Annotated in this window: 19 protein-coding genes; 9 read left to right on the forward strand and 10 right to left on the reverse strand. The window is 60.3% G+C overall.

All coding sequences use genetic code 11. From position 1 onward, the window contains the following. Positions 1 to 193 precede the first annotated feature (193 nt). Positions 194 to 784 carry a hypothetical protein gene (locus AC2FNZ_RS00140; protein WP_093965311.1) on the reverse strand — a complete coding sequence of 197 codons (591 nt, stop codon included), beginning with the start codon at positions 782 to 784 and terminating at the stop codon, positions 194 to 196. 97 nt (positions 785 to 881) lie between these two features. Continuing rightward, positions 882 to 3,230 carry a DNA topoisomerase IV subunit A gene (locus AC2FNZ_RS00145; protein WP_093965309.1) on the reverse strand — a complete coding sequence of 783 codons (2,349 nt, stop codon included), beginning with the start codon at positions 3,228 to 3,230 and terminating at the stop codon, positions 882 to 884. A gap of 199 nt (positions 3,231 to 3,429) precedes the next feature. Here AC2FNZ_RS00145 and AC2FNZ_RS00150 point away from each other — a divergent pair, with 199 nt between their 5' ends. The 6 genes from AC2FNZ_RS00150 (at position 3,430) to AC2FNZ_RS00175 (ending at position 7,800) form a co-directional block, all read left to right on the forward strand. Next, complete coding sequence (locus AC2FNZ_RS00150; RefSeq protein ID WP_496839159.1) at positions 3,430 to 4,053, forward strand: SH3 domain-containing protein; 624 nt, start codon at positions 3,430 to 3,432, stop codon at positions 4,051 to 4,053. A gap of 68 nt (positions 4,054 to 4,121) precedes the next feature. After that, on the forward strand, positions 4,122 to 4,949 hold the full coding sequence (locus tag AC2FNZ_RS00155) for an SDR family NAD(P)-dependent oxidoreductase (RefSeq protein WP_496839160.1): 828 nt from the start codon (positions 4,122 to 4,124) through the stop codon (positions 4,947 to 4,949). Positions 4,950 to 5,029: 80 nt separating this feature from the next. Beyond that, positions 5,030 to 5,233, forward strand: coding sequence for a twin transmembrane helix small protein (locus AC2FNZ_RS00160; RefSeq protein WP_093965306.1), 204 nt, complete (start codon positions 5,030 to 5,032; stop codon positions 5,231 to 5,233). Further along, positions 5,234 to 5,806, forward strand: coding sequence for a cob(I)yrinic acid a,c-diamide adenosyltransferase (locus tag AC2FNZ_RS00165; RefSeq protein WP_093965304.1), 573 nt, complete (start codon positions 5,234 to 5,236; stop codon positions 5,804 to 5,806). A gap of 306 nt (positions 5,807 to 6,112) precedes the next feature. Continuing rightward, positions 6,113 to 6,871: an electron transfer flavoprotein subunit beta/FixA family protein gene (locus tag AC2FNZ_RS00170; protein WP_496839161.1), complete on the forward strand. Its 759-nt coding sequence runs from the start codon at positions 6,113 to 6,115 to the stop codon at positions 6,869 to 6,871. Next, on the forward strand, positions 6,871 to 7,800 hold the full coding sequence (locus tag AC2FNZ_RS00175; RefSeq protein ID WP_222458482.1) for an electron transfer flavoprotein subunit alpha/FixB family protein: 930 nt from the start codon (positions 6,871 to 6,873) through the stop codon (positions 7,798 to 7,800). The genes AC2FNZ_RS00170 and AC2FNZ_RS00175 overlap by 1 nt, the downstream gene beginning before the upstream one ends. A gap of 49 nt (positions 7,801 to 7,849) precedes the next feature. Here AC2FNZ_RS00175 and AC2FNZ_RS00180 read toward each other — a convergent pair whose 3' ends face one another. Further along, positions 7,850 to 8,677: a DUF6473 family protein gene (locus tag AC2FNZ_RS00180; protein WP_496839162.1), complete on the reverse strand. Its 828-nt coding sequence runs from the start codon at positions 8,675 to 8,677 to the stop codon at positions 7,850 to 7,852. Positions 8,678 to 8,842: 165 nt separating this feature from the next. Here AC2FNZ_RS00180 and AC2FNZ_RS00185 point away from each other — a divergent pair, with 165 nt between their 5' ends. Next, on the forward strand, positions 8,843 to 9,718 hold the full coding sequence (locus AC2FNZ_RS00185) for a 3-hydroxybutyryl-CoA dehydrogenase (RefSeq protein WP_496839163.1): 876 nt from the start codon (positions 8,843 to 8,845) through the stop codon (positions 9,716 to 9,718). Between the two features lie 56 nt (positions 9,719 to 9,774). Here AC2FNZ_RS00185 and AC2FNZ_RS00190 read toward each other — a convergent pair whose 3' ends face one another. Genes AC2FNZ_RS00190 through AC2FNZ_RS00220 form a run of 7 tightly spaced genes read right to left on the reverse strand, consistent with a single transcriptional unit; the run spans position 9,775 to position 15,196 of the window. After that, positions 9,775 to 10,674, reverse strand: a complete 900-nt coding sequence (locus AC2FNZ_RS00190; protein ID WP_170342633.1) for a lysophospholipid acyltransferase family protein — start codon at positions 10,672 to 10,674, stop codon at positions 9,775 to 9,777. A gap of 41 nt (positions 10,675 to 10,715) precedes the next feature. After that, positions 10,716 to 10,985: an HPr family phosphocarrier protein gene (locus AC2FNZ_RS00195; RefSeq protein WP_093965295.1), complete on the reverse strand. Its 270-nt coding sequence runs from the start codon at positions 10,983 to 10,985 to the stop codon at positions 10,716 to 10,718. A gap of 17 nt (positions 10,986 to 11,002) precedes the next feature. Further along, complete coding sequence (locus AC2FNZ_RS00200; protein ID WP_496839164.1) at positions 11,003 to 11,395, reverse strand: PTS sugar transporter subunit IIA; 393 nt, start codon at positions 11,393 to 11,395, stop codon at positions 11,003 to 11,005. Then, positions 11,392 to 12,273 (reverse strand): RNase adapter RapZ, encoded by an 882-nt coding sequence (rapZ, locus tag AC2FNZ_RS00205; protein ID WP_170342634.1) that lies wholly within the window; start codon positions 12,271 to 12,273, stop codon positions 11,392 to 11,394. The genes AC2FNZ_RS00200 and rapZ overlap by 4 nt, the downstream gene beginning before the upstream one ends. Next, entirely contained in the window at positions 12,270 to 12,740 is a 471-nt protein-coding gene (locus AC2FNZ_RS00210; RefSeq protein WP_496839165.1) for an HPr kinase/phosphorylase, read from the reverse strand. Before AC2FNZ_RS00210 ends, rapZ begins: the two co-directional genes overlap by 4 nt. Positions 12,741 to 12,743: 3 nt before the next feature. Then, complete coding sequence (locus AC2FNZ_RS00215) at positions 12,744 to 14,456, reverse strand: sensor histidine kinase (protein ID WP_496839166.1); 1,713 nt, start codon at positions 14,454 to 14,456, stop codon at positions 12,744 to 12,746. Positions 14,457 to 14,491: 35 nt separating this feature from the next. Beyond that, complete coding sequence (locus tag AC2FNZ_RS00220) at positions 14,492 to 15,196, reverse strand: response regulator transcription factor (RefSeq protein WP_093965290.1); 705 nt, start codon at positions 15,194 to 15,196, stop codon at positions 14,492 to 14,494. A gap of 346 nt (positions 15,197 to 15,542) precedes the next feature. On the opposite strand from AC2FNZ_RS00220, the gene AC2FNZ_RS00225 reads away from it, so the two are divergent. Further along, positions 15,543 to 17,141, forward strand: coding sequence for a phosphoenolpyruvate carboxykinase (locus tag AC2FNZ_RS00225; protein ID WP_496839167.1), 1,599 nt, complete (start codon positions 15,543 to 15,545; stop codon positions 17,139 to 17,141). 348 nt (positions 17,142 to 17,489) lie between these two features. Continuing rightward, entirely contained in the window at positions 17,490 to 17,807 is a 318-nt protein-coding gene (locus tag AC2FNZ_RS00230) for a hypothetical protein (RefSeq protein ID WP_254920234.1), read from the forward strand. Positions 17,808 to 17,839 lie beyond the last annotated feature (32 nt).

A 17,839-nucleotide genomic window follows, 5' to 3' on the forward strand; every position in this document is an offset into this window, starting at 1 on the left:
GTCTTGCCGTGGTCAACGTGGCCAATCGTGCCAATGTTGACGTGCGGTTTTGTACGCTCAAACTTTTCCTTTGCCATTCCTCAGGCGCCCTTTTGCGATTTGGGGGACCCTTGGTCCCGTGGTTACATCTGCGCGCGCGAGATATTTGGTTCAAAGCGGAAAATCAAGCACATCCTGAGGGAAATCCTCAAAACTATGCCGGGTTTTGTATCGCCTGTCCGGATTCAATCGGTTGGATCAGGCCAGGGCGCAGGTCGAACCAACCGTTTTCCTTGTGCTCTTCAGCCAGCCATTCCTCGACGCGGTCCGCCACTTTCAGTGCCAAACCGCTCATCTGCTCTTCCTTGGTGCGTTCGTTGCCCGAGCCCTTCAGAGCGCTGCCACCGGTCGTATCTTCGAGGACCTGGAACTGCTTGCCCTTGGCCAGAAACTGTTTCTTGCCGACATCGTAAACGTTGACCAGGACGATCGCTGTGCTTTTGGGGTTGTAGATCACCGGAATGCCGGGAGGCGCCAGCATATAGCCTTCGAGGCTGATCCCGATGTCATACTCCTGCGAGCCCTGATAGCGACCAAGGCGGATATCGACGGCCTTCTGGATCGCTTCGGTCCATTCCTGGGGCGTCGCGTCCCGAGACACCGGCCCCTGGACGGCCTTGTCGGCAAACGCATAGTTCACGCGCAACTTGAATTCGCCCAGATCTTCCGGCTCTTCATAGAGTTGCGTCTGCGTGCAGGCGCCCACCAGGGCCAGTCCGGTAATCAGGGTCAAAATGCGCAGCATTGTCTCGTCTCGATAGGCCTGTTTTTCTTTGATCTAGCGCACCGATGCAGCTTGTGCCAAGCCGTATCGGCAGATTTCCACCGTGGTCGGCGCAAGATCACGAGAACTTGTAATCGCGCGGGAACCCATAGGGCGGTTTTTTTCCGACGCTTGCGCGCTTTGCCAGCCATTGAGACATATCTGCCTCATGCCGCGTCTTGTCGCCGCCCATTGACCATTTCAGACCGTCCTCCCAGTTGAACGTCGTCAGGTCGGACAGGCCACCATCCAGCTCCAGCGTGCCCTGGCGCCCGCGCGCCATGTTGTATTTCTGCAGACGCACGCCCTTGCCACGCGTCATCTCGGGCAGTTCGGAGACCGGGAACACCAGAAACTTGCCGTTCTGTGATACCACAGCGACGTGATCGCCCTCGATCGGCTTGCAGATCACCGCGCGCTCGTCATCCTTGACGTTCAGCACCTGTTTACCGTTGCGGGTCTGGGCCAACACCTCGTCTTCGGGCACCATGAACCCGTTGCCAGCATCCGAAGCAACCAGAAGTTTGCGCCCCGGTTTGTGGATCAGGATGTCGACGATCTGTGCCTCGTTGGGCAGATCGACCATCAGGCGCAGCGGCTCACCCATTCCCCGGCCACCGGGAAGGTTCGCGGCGCTGACCGTATAGACCCGCCCGTTCGATGCGAAGACCAGCAGCCGGTCGGTGGTTTCCGCGTGGAAGATAAACCGCGGCCCGTCGCCGTCCTTGAACTTCAGCTCGCGGTTAAGATCGATATGGCCGGTCATGGCGCGGATCCAGCCCATCTGCGAGCAGACGACCGTAATCGGCTCTTTGTCGATCATCGCCTCAAGCGGCACGTCCTCGACCTCGCCTGCTTCGGCAAAGCGGGTGCGACGCGCGCCGCCCTCATACTCCTTGCCGAAGGTCTTCTTGGTCTCTTTCAGCTGTTCAGCGATCTTGGCCCATTGCAGACCCTCATCCGCCAGCAGATCCTCAAGTTCTGCGCGCTCTTCCATCAGCGCGTCACGCTCGCGCACCAGTTCCATCTCTTCGAGACGACGCAGGCTGCGCAGGCGCATGTTCAGGATCGCGTCGACTTGAACTTCGGACAGTTCGCCCTCGCCCGGTTTGGGCGAGACATAGTCGGCCTCGCTGGTGGCGCGGACATGGTCGATGCCCCAATTCTCGCGCATCAGCGCGGCCTTGGGGTCGTCGTCATAGCGGATGATATCAATCACGCGGTCCAGATTCAGGAAGGCAACAATGAAGCCCTCCAATACCTCAAGCCGGTGGTCGATCTTGGCCATCCGGTGACGCGAGCGGCGCAGCAGCACCTCTTGCCGGTGGTCTAGGAAGGCGCGCAGCACTTCCTTCATCGAACAGACCTTGGGCGTCACCCCGTCGATCAGAACGTTCATGTTCAGGCTGAACCGCACCTCGAGATCCGAGTTGCGATACAGCATGTTCATCAACACCTCGGGGTCCACGTTTTTCGAACGCGGTTCGAGGATCAGGCGGATGTCGTCGGCGGATTCGTCGCGCACATCGCCCAGGATCGGGATCTTCTTGGTCTGGATCAGCTCGGCGATCTTTTCGATCAGCTTGGATTTCTGAACCTGATACGGGATCTCGGTGACCACGATCTGCCACTGGCCGCGGCCCAGATCCTCGACCTCGTATTTGCAGCGCAACCGGAACGATCCACGCCCGGTGCGATAGGCCTGCGCGATATTCTCGGCCGGTTCGACGATGACGCCGCCCGTCGGGAAATCGGGCCCCGGCACATAGTTCAGCAGCGTGTCGTCACGCGCGTCGGGCGTCTTGATCAGATGCAGGCAGGCGTCGCACAGCTCGGCAATGTTGTGCGGCGGGATGTTGGTCGCCATGCCCACGGCAATGCCCGAGGCGCCATTGGCCAGAAGGTTCGGGAACTGTGCCGGCAAGACGACCGGTTCGGTCAGCGTGCCGTCATAGTTGTCGCGGAAATCGACGGCGTCCTCGTTCAGCCCCTCCAGCAACGCCTCGGCAACGATGGTCATCCGGGCCTCTGTGTAGCGCGAGGCCGCAGGGTTGTCGCCGTCGATATTGCCGAAGTTGCCTTGCCCGTCGACCAGCGGGTAGCGGACGTTGAAATCCTGCGCCAGACGCGCCATCGCGTCATAGATCGCGGCGTCCCCGTGCGGGTGATAATTACCCATCACGTCACCCGAGATCTTGGCCGACTTACGGAACCCGCCCGAGGAGCTGAGTCGCAGCTCGCGCATGGCGTAGAGGATTCGCCGGTGAACCGGCTTCAGCCCGTCGCGCGCATCCGGCAGCGCGCGGTGCATGATGGTGGACAGCGCATAGGTCAGATAACGCTCGCCAATTGCCCGGCGCAGCGGTTCGGCCACCTCGCCCCCGGCGTCGGGGGCCTCCATGTTGGGGTCGTCGATCGTGTCGTTCATAGATGATGTGATACGACGCCCGGCGCGCGTGGTAAAGCAACCAAGGCATATTTTGCTGGGGACAAGTCGCGGTTTTTGCAACAGGGGGAGCCAACCCGGCGATTTCCCCCGATTTTCGACTCAGGACCCGAACTATGGTAGGATCCCAACAATTGAATGCTGCCTTTTTCTTGTTGTTATGATTACCGGGGGATGCGCCATGACGCGCCTTATGCTTGTTACTTTTGCCATGCTCGGCTGGTTCTTCTACGTCATGAGCGGTGGATCCGAATTCGAACCGCGCGGCACGCGCGCCGAGGCACCACCCGTCGTTGCGGTGGCTGAGAAACCCGAGCCCAGGCCACTGGTCCCCTCCCCGGCAACCGAGCTTGTGACGAAAGTGGCCCTGCGCCCCGCCAAGCCGTCCGAACCCAAGCCGGAACCGATCCCAGCAGCCGATGCCGTCGATACCGAGGCGTTGCTGGCGCAGATCGCCGCCGGTCTGAATTCTGATCTGTCCAGTTTCGACAATACCGGCGGCACCTTCTCGCTGGCGTCGCTGGATGAGAACGCGGCCGTGCAAGTTCTGGACACCGAGTCCGAACCGGAAGCAGCAGCCCCTGCACCGGCAGAGCCGCCGAAAGACATTCGCATCGTGTCTGGCACTCGCGTGAACATGCGCGACGGCCCCGGCACGATCTATCCGATCATCGGCAAAGCGCGGATGGGTCAGCAGGTCGAAGTTCTGAGCGAGTCCGGAACCGGTTGGCTGCGCCTGCGCGTGTTGCCCGAGCAACAGGTTGGTTGGATTTCCTCCTCGTTGATCCGAAAAAGCACAAATTGACGTGATGCCGTCATTGCCGGAGGCCGATCCTCGCAATAGTTTTTGCCGAGGACGACTTTGGGGCAGACATGCAGAAATCCATCCTCATCACCGGATGCTCATCCGGCATTGGTCTGGACGCGGCACACGGAATGCGTGCGCGCGGCTGGCGTGTGTTTGCCGCCTGCAGACATCAGCGCGATTGCGACAGGCTGAGGGCTCAGGGCTTTGACAGCCCAAGAATCGACTATACCGATGCCGAAACGATCACTTCGGGATTGGCCAGTGTTCTCGAGGCAACGGGCGGCACGTTGGACGCGCTGTTCAACAACGGCGCCCATGGCCTGCCCGGCGCGATCGAAGATGTGCCCACCGACGGGTTGCGCCATATCTTCGAGACCAATGTTTTTGGCTGGCACGAACTGACCCGCCAAGTGATACCCGTCATGCGTGCACAGGGCCACGGCCGCATCGTGCAGAACTCGTCGGTACTGGGTCTGGTCGCCTTTCCCTGGCGCGGCGCCTACGTCGCCACGAAATACGCCATCGAAGGCCTGACCGACACGATGAGGCTGGAGCTGCGCGGCACCGGCATCAAAGTGGTGCTGATTGAACCCGGCCCCATCACCTCTAAGCTGCGCGAGAAGGCCATACCGATTTTTGAACGGTTCATAGATTGGGAAAGCTCGGCCCTGCGCGACAAGTATGAGGAGTCGCTGCTCAAACGTCTGTACGAAGACTCGGGCCCCGACCGGTTCGAGCTGCCGGCGTCTGCGGTAACCGACAAACTTGCCCGCGCGCTCGAGGCAAAGTCGCCCAAGGCTCGATACTACGTGACCACACCGACCTATATCGCGGGTTATTTGCGCCGCATTCTGCCAACGGGCGCTATTGACCGCATCCTTTCAGGTATCTGAGACGAAATTACCCGTTCGCTTTCGCCGGTCACCCCGCTAGATGGAGCGGCAAGGATACAACAAATGCGGACGGTGAGTTCATGGACCTTCTAATGGGCGTACTTCTTTTGGCCATGGCGGCGGTCGTCGTTGTTCTGGCCATCGGCATATCCAATTTCGGCAAGGGCGGCATGGCGGCTGCCAAGAAAAGTAACAAGATGATGCGGCTGCGCATCCTGTTTCAATTCATTGCCGTGGTGCTGATCGTGCTCTACGTCTATCTGCGTGGACAGGGAGTGCAGTAGATGGTCGTTCTGAACAAGATTTACACCCGCACCGGCGACGACGGCAAAACCGCGCTTGGCAATGGCGAACGGGTTGCGAAGTATTCGGGCCGCGTGGCGGCCTATGGCACGGTGGACGAACTGAACGCCTTTGTCGGCGTGGCCCGCACCGAGGCCGAGGGCGAGGTCGACGCGGCGCTCGCACGCATCCAGAACGATCTGTTCGACCTGGGCGCTGACCTTTGCCGCCCCGACATGGAAAAAGATGCCGAGGCCGACTACCCACCCCTGCGGATCGCCCCGGCCCAGATCGATCGTCTGGAATCGGAAATCGACGCGATGAATGCGGACCTCGAGCCGTTGCGCAGCTTCATCTTGCCGGGCGGATCAAAGCTGGCGGCGCATCTGCATGTCTGCCGCACGGTCTCGCGGCGCGCCGAGCGACTGTCTGTCGAACTGACCAACATGGAACCGGTGAACGAGGCCGCGGTGAAATACCTCAACCGCCTCAGCGACTGGTTCTTCGTGGCAGCCCGTTGCGCCAACAATGGCGGCCGCGATGACGTCTTGTGGGTTCCGGGCGCGAACCGCTGAAAGCGCCACAACGTCCAGTGTGTGGCGACCGGAAGGGCGAAGCCCCGGCCCGAAGGGCGGCCGCAAACCGCTGAAACCCGAGCCTCTTGAGAGCGATTTCGCACCATCCGGCGCGGCAAAACCGCCCATCGGCCGGGTAACAATCTTTCGTTCCTTCACGTCAAAAAGCGTGAAACGCGACGTCCCCACGACATGACGTGACGATTTTGCCCTGTCCCGACGCCCCGCAAGGCGCTATCTAGGCCGACGAGAGCATTGGTGGAGTCGCATTGCGGCTTGCCGTTTTTGTAAGGAGCGTACGCAAAAATGAAGGTACTTGTGCCTGTCAAACGCGTGATCGACTACAACGTGAAAGTTCGCGTCAAAGCGGACGGCAGCGGTGTTGATCTCGCCAATGTCAAAATGTCGATGAACCCGTTCGACGAGATTGCCGTCGAAGAGGCGATCCGCCTGAAAGAAGCCGGCAAAGCCGAAGAGGTCGTGGCCGTTTCGATCGGCGTAAAGCAGGCGCAGGAAACGCTGCGCACCGCGCTGGCGATGGGTGCAGACCGCGCCATTCTGGTGGTCGCGGCGGATGACGTCCACCAGGACATCGAGCCGCTGGCCGTCGCCAAGATCCTGGCCAAGGTGGTCGAGGAAGAGCAGCCCGGACTGGTTCTGTGCGGCAAGCAGGCGATCGACAACGACATGAACGCCACTGGCCAGATGCTGTCGGCTCTGCTGGGCTGGAGCCAGGGCACCTTCGCGTCCGAGCTGGACATCGAAGGCGACACCGCCAAGGTCACGCGTGAAGTTGACGGCGGCCTGCAGACCATCAGCGTCAAGATGCCGGCCATCATCACCGTCGACCTGCGCCTGAACGAGCCGCGCTATGCGTCGCTGCCGAACATCATGAAGGCCAAGAAAAAGCCGCTGGATGAAAAAACCGCCGTCGATTACGGCGTCGACGTCACGCCGCGCCTCGAAGTCGTCAAGACCGAAGAGCCGCCGGCACGCGCCGCGGGTATCATCGTGGGCTCGGTCGACGAGCTGGTCGGGAAACTCAAAGAAGCGGGGGCTGTGTAATGGCTGTACTTCTGCTTGCCGAAGTCAACAATGGCGAACTGGCGATGGACGCAACCGCCAAGGCGGTCACCGCTGCCAAACAGCTGGGTGACGTGACCGTTCTGGCCGCGGGCGGCTCGGCCGCCGCTGCCGGCGAAGCCGCCGCCAAGATCGACGGCGTGTCCAAGGTTCTGGTCGCTGAAGACCCGTCGCTGGGTCACCGTCTGGCCGAGTCGACCGCCGCGCTGATCGTCAGCCTGGCCGACGGCTATGAGCATATCGTGGCGCCCGCCACCACCGACGCCAAGAACGTCATGCCGCGCGTGGCCGCGCTGCTGGACGTGATGGTGATCTCGGACGCGTCTGGCGTCGTTGACGGCTCGACCTTCGAGCGCCCGATCTACGCGGGCAACGCGATCCAGACCGTCAAGTCGAACGATCCCAAGAAGGTCATCACCTTCCGTACGGCCAGCTTTGATGCGGCCGGCGAAGGCGGATCGGCCCCGGTCGAGACCGTATCGGTCGGTGAAAACCCCGGCCTGTCGGAGTGGGTCGAGGACAAGGTCGCCGAAAGCGACCGTCCAGAACTGACCTCGGCCGGCGTCGTTGTCTCGGGCGGCCGTGGTGTTGGCTCTGAAGAAGACTTCAAACTGATCGAAGCCCTGGCCGACAAGCTGGGCGCGGCGGTTGGTGCCAGCCGTGCGGCAGTCGACTCGGGCTATGCCCCCAACGACTGGCAGGTGGGTCAGACCGGCAAGGTCGTGGCACCGGATCTGTACATTGCGGTTGGCATTTCGGGTGCGATCCAGCACTTGGCCGGCATGAAGGATTCGAAGATCATCGTCGCGATCAACAAAGACGAAGAAGCTCCGATCTTCCAGGTCGCCGATTACGGACTGGTCGCGGACCTGTTCCAGGCCGTGCCGGAGCTTACCGAAAAGCTGGGCTGACGGTCCTTCTTTTCGAGAACTCAAGGCCCGCCAAATTGGCGGGCCTTGGTCATTCGAGGTCTCGGATCGCAGTCAGTAAACGTTCGGCAATGGCCCGGTGCGTGGCTGGCCCGATCATATATTCCGCCATCGGTTGCTGCATCGTGCCGAACAGCATGTCCTCAAGATCATCCGAAGCACCTGAAGGGCGCACCGTCATCTTCACGGTTGCCACCCCTCCATCCGACACCCCATCAATCATGGCCTGTGTAATTGGCACCGGATCAGATACCCCGCGCGCATCCAGCCCGACTGCCGGGCTGTGATCCCAGTCCAGCCACAGCAGCAGAATCCGGCTGGTGACGTTGTCCAACAGGGTGCGAAGCGCCTCTGCCCAAGCCCGCCGCAACTCGGCGGCCACCACTTCGAACCGTGCATCCGAAAAGGCCGACAACCTGGACATAAGGTGCCGCACAAAATGAACGTCGGCGAAGTCAACTTCGGGGTACAAGGCGGAAAGGTCCGAGGTCGCCTCGAGCACCCGATCATTGCGTCGGAGATGAACACGGTAGAACCGGTTGGACTGGTTCAGCGCCGATGGCAGTTGCAGAACGCAAACCTCGGCGCCATTCATCAGGCTCAGAATTTCCGGATCCCGCGCCAACCCCTCGGCACCCGTGAACAGACTGCCCAGATTCAGACACTGCATTTCCAGCCGCTGCTCCAACACGGCAGGAAAGGGACAATCGACGAACCGACCGAATGTCTCGGTGCCGCCGACGCAGGCCACATAGGGCACCCGAAACACTCGCTTTGGCCCGCGAAACCACAGTTTTGACGTCCCATACCGGCAGACGGATTCCTCGACACCGGTCGCGCCCGACTCATGATAACTCATGTCAGCCACCCATTTTCTTCACCCAATCGCCATTCTGCGGCCTTAGGTGTTTAGAAAACTCTAATGTGCGCATTTGAAGCGAATTGGACCGGTCCCAACCCCTTGCCGCGCAACCCGGACTGCCGATAATGTCCCCCTGAACCTTGATGCGGAAGGCAGTTCAATATGGACGTGAAATCAGTCGGAGTAATCGGCGCGGGCCAGATGGGCAACGGAATCGCCCATGTGATGGCGTTGGCAGGGTATAACGTTCTGCTGAACGACATCAGCCAGGATGCGCTGGATGCTGCCATTGAAACGATCAAGGGCAACCTGGCTCGTCAGGTGTCACGCGGCAAGATCGGTGACGACGAGATGCAGGCCGCACTGCAGCGGATCAAGACCACGCTGAACCTTCCGGAGATCGGCCAGACGGACCTCGTGATCGAAGCCGCGACCGAGCGTGAGGCCATCAAGCATGCGATTTTCGAGGATCTGCAGCCGCATTTGCAGGCTCACACGATCCTGACGTCGAACACCTCGTCCATTTCGATCACAAGGCTTGCCAGCCGGACGGATCGGCCGGAGCGGTTCATGGGGTTCCACTTCATGAACCCGGTTCCTGTCATGCAATTGGTCGAGTTGATTCGCGGTATCGCCACCGACGAAGAAACCTTTGCTACCTGCAAGGCCGTGGTGGATCGGTTGGGCAAAACCGCCGCCAGCGCCGAGGATTTTCCGGCCTTCATCGTGAACCGCATCCTGATGCCGATGATCAACGAGGCCGTCTATACTCTGTATGAAGGGGTCGGCAGCGTTCAGTCGATCGACCAATCCATGAAGCTGGGCGCCAATCATCCCATGGGCCCGCTGGAACTGGCCGATTTCATCGGGCTGGACACCTGCCTGGCCATCATGAACGTCCTCCATGAAGGGTTGGCGGATACAAAGTACCGCCCCTGCCCTTTGCTGACGAAATATGTCGAGGCCGGCTGGCTGGGCCGCAAGACCGATCGCGGGTTTTATGACTACCGTGGCGAGGTTCCGGTCCCGACGCGCTAAGCCGTCAAGGGACCGACCCGCTCGCCCGCGATATTTTCGCGCCAATGAACGGTGGATCAGGCTTGCGGTGACTGCCCCAAGGCCAGCGTGTGTTTTCTGAGCCAGGCCATGAATCCGCGCGGGTCGCGTTCGAGCAGTTTCATGTCCTCGTCCGAAATCGGCTCTCCGATTACCGGGCCGATCGGTTTGTTGCAGGACCGGACGATCTCATGCAGCAGAAGTCCCTGACGCAGAATTGCCGATAGTTTGTTGGCAATCTGGTACCAGCGCGAGTTGCTGCCGGGGAAGTAGATGGGCAGGACCTTAGCACCGGATCGCCGGATCATCTTAGCTGTGAACACGTTCCATTCGCGTTCCTGAGCGGGGCCGAACCAGGTGTCGGAAGACATCACCACCCCGGATGGGAACAGCGCGACGACACCACCGTTCTTGAGGTGCTCCATCGCTTTGCCCCGCATCTCGAGCATCTTGCTTTGGGCTTCGGGGTCATGTGGAAACGGGACCGGGATCATGAACGAGGTCGCGGCCTCATCCAGCCCGGTCAGAACCGAGCGGGTCAGGATACGGTAGTCCTGGCGCACCCGTCCGATCAACTCGGCCAGGATCATGCCGTCCACCATCCCATGCGGGTGATTGGCTACCACCACAACGGGCCCCTCTTTCGGAATGCGCGCAATCTGGTGTTCGGGCGTGGTCAGGTCGATTCCCATGATACCAAGGGCACCACCCCAGAATTTCTGGCCGCGATACTTTTCATTCTGCTTTTCGAACTTGTTGACCATGCGCAGAATGGTCAGCTTGCCTGTGCACCATTCGATCGCCTTGATGGCCGTCGAGGTCCAGGCGTCGTCAAACGAATTTGCGTAGGTCAGCGTGCGGCGGTCGTAGATTTCGCCCGCTTCCGCGGTCTCGGCCACCACCGTGTTGGTCTTGGTATCGTGCGTGGTTTCCGCCAATTCCTGGTCTTCCCGTTCTTGTTTCGTGGCAGTGCCCTGCGTCAGAAACCTTCGCCGAACTTGTCGTTCACCAATGCTTCCAGCGCGACTGCCAGCGCCTCAGCATCCGGCCCGGACGTTTCGACGTCAATAGTCGTTCCACGCGAAGCCGCCAACATCAAAAGGCCCATAATGCTGTCACCCGACGCGGACATTCCGTCTTTGGACACTTCGGCGCGGGCGTCAAACCCTTCGACCACCTCGACCAGTTTGGCTGAAGCGCGCGCGTGCAAGCCCTTTTCGTTGATTATTTTCAAGCTTTTGGTGGCCATATTCAATCGATCCGATGTCAGTCCAATGTCACATTTTGCGCATTGATGTACTTTCGTCCAGCCTCCATGGCCCTACGGACGGCGTCCCCGACCGGAAGTTGGCGGCTTTTGGCCAGTTTGATCAGCATCGGAAGGTTGGCGCCGTAAAGAATTCTGCGGTCCTGCGGCGCACAGGCGCGCAGACTGAGATTCGAGGGGCTGCCCCCGAACAGATCGGTCACGACAACAACGCCGTCGCCGACATCCACAGCATCCGCGGCCCGACAGATTTCGGCCTGCTTTTCCTCGCGATCATGATCGGCGTCGATCGAAACTGCCACAAGGCCGGGTTGCTTGCCCACGACGTGCTGCATGGCCGCCAGGTATTCCCGGGCCAATCCGCCATGCGCCACGATTACAATTCCGATCAATCCGGCCTCACATTCAACGATCGACGTTCCATCTCGCGGTGTCTAATTGCCACCGGCTGCCCCTGCTCTGCAAGGGCTTTTGCGACCGCTTCGGCCATCGCGACCGAGCGGTGTTGACCCCCGGTACAGCCAAAGGCGACCGACAGGTGCGTTTTGCCCTCGGCCTTGAAGGCGGGCAGCAGAGACAGCAACAGTTCCACCACCCGTTCGAAAAAGGCGGCATAGTTTGTGTCAGCCTGAACATAGGACGCAACGTCCGGATTGCGACCATCAGCCTCGCGCAGTTCCGGACGCCAATAGGGATTGGCCAGAAATCGGCAATCGAACACCATGTCCAGACCCAGCGGCAGCCCCCGTTTGTAGGAGAAGGACTCGATTGAAACGGCCAGATGCCGGCCCCCTTCCGGCGCGAACCAGCGTTCGACCTCGGATCGCAGCTGGTGCACGTTGAGCACGCTGGTATCGATCAGAGTGTCGGCGATCTCGCGGATCGGCTCCAACAATTCCTTCTCCTGACGGATACCGGTTTCGGGGCTGGCATCGGTTGCAACCGGATGACGGCGCCGGGTTTCCGAAAATCGGCGCAACAGCACTTCGTCGCTGCAATCCAGATAAAGCGTGGATAGGTCCACCTGGCTCATCCGACCCAGTTTGGCGACCAATTCGATAAAACCGATGGTCGAGAAATCACGATTGCGGGCATCGATCCCCAACGCCATCGGCCGGGAAGGATCCGCGCCCTCCATCAAGCGCAGCAACATGCCCATCGGCAAGTTATCGATGGCCTCATAACCCAGATCCTCGAGCACATGAATCGCCGTCGACCGGCCCGCGCCCGACGGACCTGTCACCAGAACGATGCGCGTTTGTGCTGTCATGTGCTTGGCCATTGCGGATCGACGCGCCCCATTTTCATCAGTTGAACAAGTGCTGATGCCAAGTTGGGGACGCCTGCGGCTCGAAGCAAGGGAACAGGATGTCCCAGCACAAAAACCTGTCGCGGTTCCGGCAGTCGCTGGGATTCCACCTGATCCAGATCCACGATCCATTCCAACGGAACGGGGCCGCAGGCCGTGGCGCGCAGCAGGCCGACGCCGCGGGCCTCGACCAATCCACGGATCTGAGGGACCGCATCCGCCATCACCCGGTCGCCCGACAGGGTTAAATTCACACGATCATCGGCGACTAGGTCCGCGCCGAAACCCATCATCTGCAATGCAAGTGCCGATTTTCCGGCCCCGGACGGCCCCGAAATCAGGGCGCCGCGGCCAGCAACGGCAACGCATGTAGCGTGCACGCTGACCGGATCATCGCTGGGCATCTCGGGAAGGCGCACAGCGCACATCGCCTAGAGGGGAAGACCCACGACAAACCGCGCACCTTGCGGGTCCGACGTGATGTCCGCCTCGGTCGGACGGATGTTCTCGGCCCAGATGACGCCGCCGTGGGCCTCGACAATCTGTTTCGAGATCGCCAGTCCAAGGCCCGAGTTGTTGCCGAAATGCTCGGCCGGGCGCTGCGAGTAGAAGCGCTTGAAAACCTTGGTCAGGGCCTGGTCCGGAATACCGGGGCCGGTGTCTTCGACAACAACCAGAACCCGGTTTTCGCGTTGGCGCACCCAAACGCGGATCGCGTCGCTTTCCTCGCAGAAGGAAATGGCATTTGTAATCAGGTTCACGAATACCTGCGCCAGACGGGCCTCGAGGCCGTTTATGACGATGGGCTTGGACGGCAAATCCGTGATGTAGTCGATCCCCTGCGACCGGGCATCTTCGCCCAGGTACTGACTGATATTGCCAATCAGCTTCAGAAGATCGAAGGGCTGCTCCTGCTCTTTGACCAGTTCAGCATCCAGGCGGGACGCATTCGAGATGTCGCTGACAAGGCGGTCCAACCGGCGGACATCGTGCTCGATGACGCCCAACAGTTTCTCACGTTGATCGTCGCGCTTGACCATTCGCAGCGTACCGACGGCCGATTGCAGACTGGCCAAGGGGTTCTTGATTTCATGCGCGACGTCAGCGGCGAACTGTTCGTTGGCATCTATCCGGTTGTAGAGCGCCGTCACCATTCCCCGCAGCGCCCGGCTAAGCCGACCAATCTCGTCTGGTCGGGCGCTCAGGTCGGGGATGCGGATTCGTCCGGGATTGACCCCGGTACCACGGTCCTTGCCCATTTCGGCCGCAGCGGCCAGATCCGCCAGCGGGTTCGCGATGGTCGAGGCCAGCACAAGGCTGAGACCCACCGAGACCAGCAGGGCAACGACAAACATCTGCAGAATGCGCTCCTGCTCTTTCCGAGCCAGTGCGTCGATTTCTCCGGCGGGGCCGGCCATTGCGACAGCCCCCACAGGGGCGCCATCCAGAACGATCGGCGACGCCGCCACAATCACGGTGTCTCCGGCCGCGTCAGACACGGCGTGAACCTGCATGTGGCCGTCCAGCGCGTTTGGTATGATGTCCTGAACCCGCTGTGCCAGCGTCGGCGCCTCGGTTTCAGATCCGGTGGTGAAAACCGAATACAGACCATTCCAGACGGCGGTCAGGGCATCAGAGATCAATGTGCTGCCAGTCGGAACATCCGCTTCGGCCTGAATCAGGCCCGGCAATTCCGCCACGGTCGAGGAACCGCGAGTCCAGCCGATCAACGTGCCGGTGCTGTCATAGACGAATACTTCGCCGCCTTCGGGGATGCTCAGCCCGGCAAGGGTCGCCTTGACGTTAAGGTCAGAAGCGTCCCGCGATCCGGCAACCTGGCGTAGCTGGGCCTCGAAGACGTTGCTGACCAGTTGCGCATCGCCGATCAGGTCCCGCGCCGTTTGCTGGACCCTCTCTTTTCGGGTGTCGTCCAGGTACAGTAGCCCCGCGACCAGGATCACCAAAGCAATCAGGTTGAACGTGATGATCTTGCGCGCCAGCGGCGAGTTGCGCAGCGTGAACAGAGTACGCCGCGATCGCCGCGCGCGCAGCTCGGCCGACTCGGGGTCTTGCGGGATGACCCAATCATCACCCAGAACGACGTCACCGTCGCGCAACTCGCTGGATTGCTCGGTGTCACGCACGAAACAAATTCACCTTTGCAGAAAGCCGGCCCGGCTTATTCCTCGTTGTAACGGTACCCGATACCGTACAGCGTTTCGATAGCCGAAAACTCGGGATCAGCCGCACGCATCTTCTTGCGCAGACGCTTGATGTGGCTGTCGATGGTCCGGTCGTCGACATAGACCTGATCATCATATGCGACATCCATCAGCTGATCGCGGCTTTTTACGAAGCCGGGGCGCTGCGCCAAGGCCTGCAGCAGCAGGAATTCCGTGACCGTCAGGGAAACATCGGCTCCCTTCCAGCTGACCGCATGACGCAGCGGGTCCATGCGCAGGTCGCCGCGCTCCATCACCTTTGCGTCCCCGGTGGTTGCAGCCGACGCATCCCCGTCGGTCGCTTCCTGACGGCGCAGCAGCGCACGGATGCGTTCAACCAGAAGGCGTTGAGAGAACGGCTTCTTCACGTAGTCATCCGCGCCCATGCGCAGGCCCAGAACCTCGTCGATCTCATCGTCTTTCGAGGTGAGGAAAATCACCGGCATCTGGGTTTTCTGCCGCAGCCGCTGCAGCAGATCCATGCCGTCCATGCGGGGCATCTTGATGTCCAGAACCGCCATATCCGGCAGTTTCTTGTTGAACGCATCAAGGGCTGCCTGCCCGTCATTGTAGGTTTCGACCTCGAACCCTTCGGCCTCGAGCGTCATGGATACAGACGTCAGAATGTTCCGATCGTCATCCACCAGTGCAATCTTAGACATCGGGCTGCCCCTTTACCTGCTCACTCACGATATATTTTTGCTTTTTGTAGGGCATTCTTGGCTTTTTTAAGGCCGCGAATCAATCCGGATGTACGAATCGCGCCACATTGTTCACGATCCTGCGACAAAAAGGTCGTCCTGCGCTTCCGAAAGTGCCCGGGTTTTCCGACCGGAAAATCTTGGTTGCGCTAAACCCGGCCTTGGTTGCGCTAACTGTGCCAAACCGTCCTGTTCATGCCCTAAACGGCCGTGATATGAGGCCCTTATTCGTCGGACTAACCGGCACTACGCCTCATGAGCGCAGACGGCCCCAACCGCCGCAGCGCCGCCACAGGAGAAGACACGAATGACATTTGGACGGGTAAACCCGCAGTTCCGCCTCGAAGATCAAGGCATCGAGGGGCTGGGCAATGTCTATTACAACTTGATGGAGCCGGCGCTGATTCAGAAAGCGCTCAAGCGGAATGAAGGCACGCTGGGCAATGGCGGAGCGTTTCTGGTGTCCACCGGCAAGTTCACGGGCCGGTCCCCCAAGGACAAGCACGTCGTCCGGACCGAAAGCGTGGCGGAAAGCATCTGGTGGGAAAACAACGCGGAAATGAGCCCCGATGGCTTTGACGCGCTGTACGCCGACATGCTGGCCCATATGAAAGGCAAGGACTATTTCGTTCAGGATCTGGTTGGCGGCGCGGATCATGCCTATGCGATCAATGTGCGCATGGTTACGGAACTGGCCTGGCACAACCTTTTCATCCGGCACCTGCTGCGTCGCCCGGACCGCGAGGACCTGGACGAATTCATCGCAGACTACACCATCATCAACTGCCCCAGTTTTCAGGCGGACCCGAAAAAGCACGATTGCCGCAGCGAAACGGTGATCGCGCTGAACTTTGACCGCAAACTGATTCTCATCGGCGGCACAGAGTATGCGGGCGAGAACAAGAAATCCGTGTTCACGCTTCTGAACTACCTGCTGCCGGAAAAAGGCGTGATGCCGATGCACTGCTCGGCCAACCATGCGGTGGGCAACCCAGTCGACACCGCCGTGTTCTTCGGCCTGTCCGGCACCGGAAAGACCACGCTTTCGGCTGATCCGGCGCGTGTTCTGATCGGCGACGACGAGCACGGCTGGTCGGATCGCGGGACCTTCAACTTCGAAGGCGGATGCTATGCCAAGACCATAAATCTGAGCGCCGAAGCAGAACCCGAGATCTACGCGACCACGTCGAAGTTCGGCACGGTGATCGAGAACATGGTCTTCAATCCCGAGACCCTGGAACTGGATTTCAACGATGACAGCCTGACCGCGAACATGCGGTGCGCCTACCCGCTGGAATACATCTCGAACGCCTCCAAGACGGCGCTGGGCGGGCACCCGAAAAACATCATTATGCTGACCTGTGATGCCTTTGGCGTCCTGCCTCCGATCGCCCGGCTGACCCCGGCGCAGGCGATGTACCACTTCCTGTCGGGCTTCACCTCGAAGGTTGCCGGAACCGAACGCGGCGTGACCGAGCCGCAGCCGACCTTCTCGACCTGCTTCGGCGCCCCGTTCATGCCGCGCCGCCCCGAGGAATACGGCAAGCTGCTGCGCAACAAGATCGCCCAGCACGGCGCGACATGCTGGCTGGTCAATACCGGCTGGACCGGCGGCGCATACGGCGTTGGCAGCCGGATGCCGATCAAGGCCACGCGTGCCCTGCTGACCGCCGCATTGGACGGGTCGCTGGCCGATGCCGAGTATCGCAAGGACGCCAATTTCGGCTTCGACGTTCCGGTGACGGTCCCTGGTGTGCCCGAAGTTCTGCTGGATCCGCGCCGCACATGGGACGATCAGGCCGCATTCGACCGGCAAGCCGAAAAGCTGGTACAGATGTTCGCCGAGAACTTTGAACAGTACCTGCCCTTCATCGACGAAGACATCAAAGCGGTCGCAATCGGTTGAACCGACATGCAGGGGCGCGGTTGCGGGCCCCTGCGCGCACAATAACGGGTCCTTGCAGTTATTTGTTCTTCCTGCAGTTGTAATGTGACATTGGCATGAACAAATTCGTTGCCCGCCTAAAAATCATGCAGTAAATCAAGGACCCATTACAAGGAAATAGCCCGGCGCAAAATGCACCGGGCCGAGACTGAAAAAACCTTTGGGCAGCTCGCGCGCGGACACTCACACTCGCAAGATGAGCAGCCTAATCAAGGCGGTAGTGTATTATCAAGGGGATGGGTGTCAACATGAGATATGCCGCGCGATAGGCGACTATCATGGGTCATTTGACCAAGCGGATATCAATTCGTGGCACTGGTAAAATCAGGAATGGAAATGACCGAGATCTCGAAACTGGCGGAACTGCGCAAGTTGATGCAGAGCATGGAACGCACGTTGGGGCTCGAAGAGCTTTCTCCGGTAGAGCGTGACATTTATTACGCGGCCGAAGAGCTGTCGAAAGACACGCGCGAAGTCCGGACCTATGGCCTGATCGAGCACACACTGGTGCAAAGCGTTTCGCGCCCGACCTTCTTCCGCGCCCTCAAGTCGCTGGTACAGAAGGGCTACTTGTCCCAAAGCGGAAACGCCAACCGGGGACGGTATGTCGTCAACGCCCCGCGTTGACCGCTGAGCAGACCTAAAAGAAGCATGGCATT

The organism is Ruegeria sp. SAZA006, assembly GCF_059613465.1.

Bases quoted from the DNA above. Each gene is read 5' to 3' on its own strand.
- AC2FNZ_RS00180 (WP_496839162.1), bottom strand. From the start codon at position 8,677: ATGAGTTATCATGAGTCGGGCGCGACCGGTGTCGAGGAATCCGTCTGC.
- AC2FNZ_RS00160 (WP_093965306.1), top strand. From the start codon at position 5,030: ATGGACCTTCTAATGGGCGTACTTCTTTTGGCCATGGCGGCGGTCGTC.
- AC2FNZ_RS00155 (WP_496839160.1), top strand. From the start codon at position 4,122: ATGCAGAAATCCATCCTCATCACCGGATGCTCATCCGGCATTGGTCTG.
- AC2FNZ_RS00220 (WP_093965290.1), bottom strand. From the start codon at position 15,196: ATGTCTAAGATTGCACTGGTGGATGACGATCGGAACATTCTGACGTCT.
- AC2FNZ_RS00175 (WP_222458482.1), top strand. From the start codon at position 6,871: ATGGCTGTACTTCTGCTTGCCGAAGTCAACAATGGCGAACTGGCGATG.
- rapZ (WP_170342634.1), bottom strand. From the start codon at position 12,273: ATGACAGCACAAACGCGCATCGTTCTGGTGACAGGTCCGTCGGGCGCG.
- AC2FNZ_RS00140 (WP_093965311.1), bottom strand. From the start codon at position 784: ATGCTGCGCATTTTGACCCTGATTACCGGACTGGCCCTGGTGGGCGCC.
- AC2FNZ_RS00145 (WP_093965309.1), bottom strand. From the start codon at position 3,230: ATGAACGACACGATCGACGACCCCAACATGGAGGCCCCCGACGCCGGG.
- AC2FNZ_RS00210 (WP_496839165.1), bottom strand. From the start codon at position 12,740: ATGTGCGCTGTGCGCCTTCCCGAGATGCCCAGCGATGATCCGGTCAGC.
- AC2FNZ_RS00195 (WP_093965295.1), bottom strand. From the start codon at position 10,985: ATGGCCACCAAAAGCTTGAAAATAATCAACGAAAAGGGCTTGCACGCG.
- AC2FNZ_RS00225 (WP_496839167.1), top strand. From the start codon at position 15,543: ATGACATTTGGACGGGTAAACCCGCAGTTCCGCCTCGAAGATCAAGGC.
- AC2FNZ_RS00170 (WP_496839161.1), top strand. From the start codon at position 6,113: ATGAAGGTACTTGTGCCTGTCAAACGCGTGATCGACTACAACGTGAAA.
- AC2FNZ_RS00185 (WP_496839163.1), top strand. From the start codon at position 8,843: ATGGACGTGAAATCAGTCGGAGTAATCGGCGCGGGCCAGATGGGCAAC.
- AC2FNZ_RS00165 (WP_093965304.1), top strand. From the start codon at position 5,234: ATGGTCGTTCTGAACAAGATTTACACCCGCACCGGCGACGACGGCAAA.
- AC2FNZ_RS00150 (WP_496839159.1), top strand. From the start codon at position 3,430: ATGACGCGCCTTATGCTTGTTACTTTTGCCATGCTCGGCTGGTTCTTC.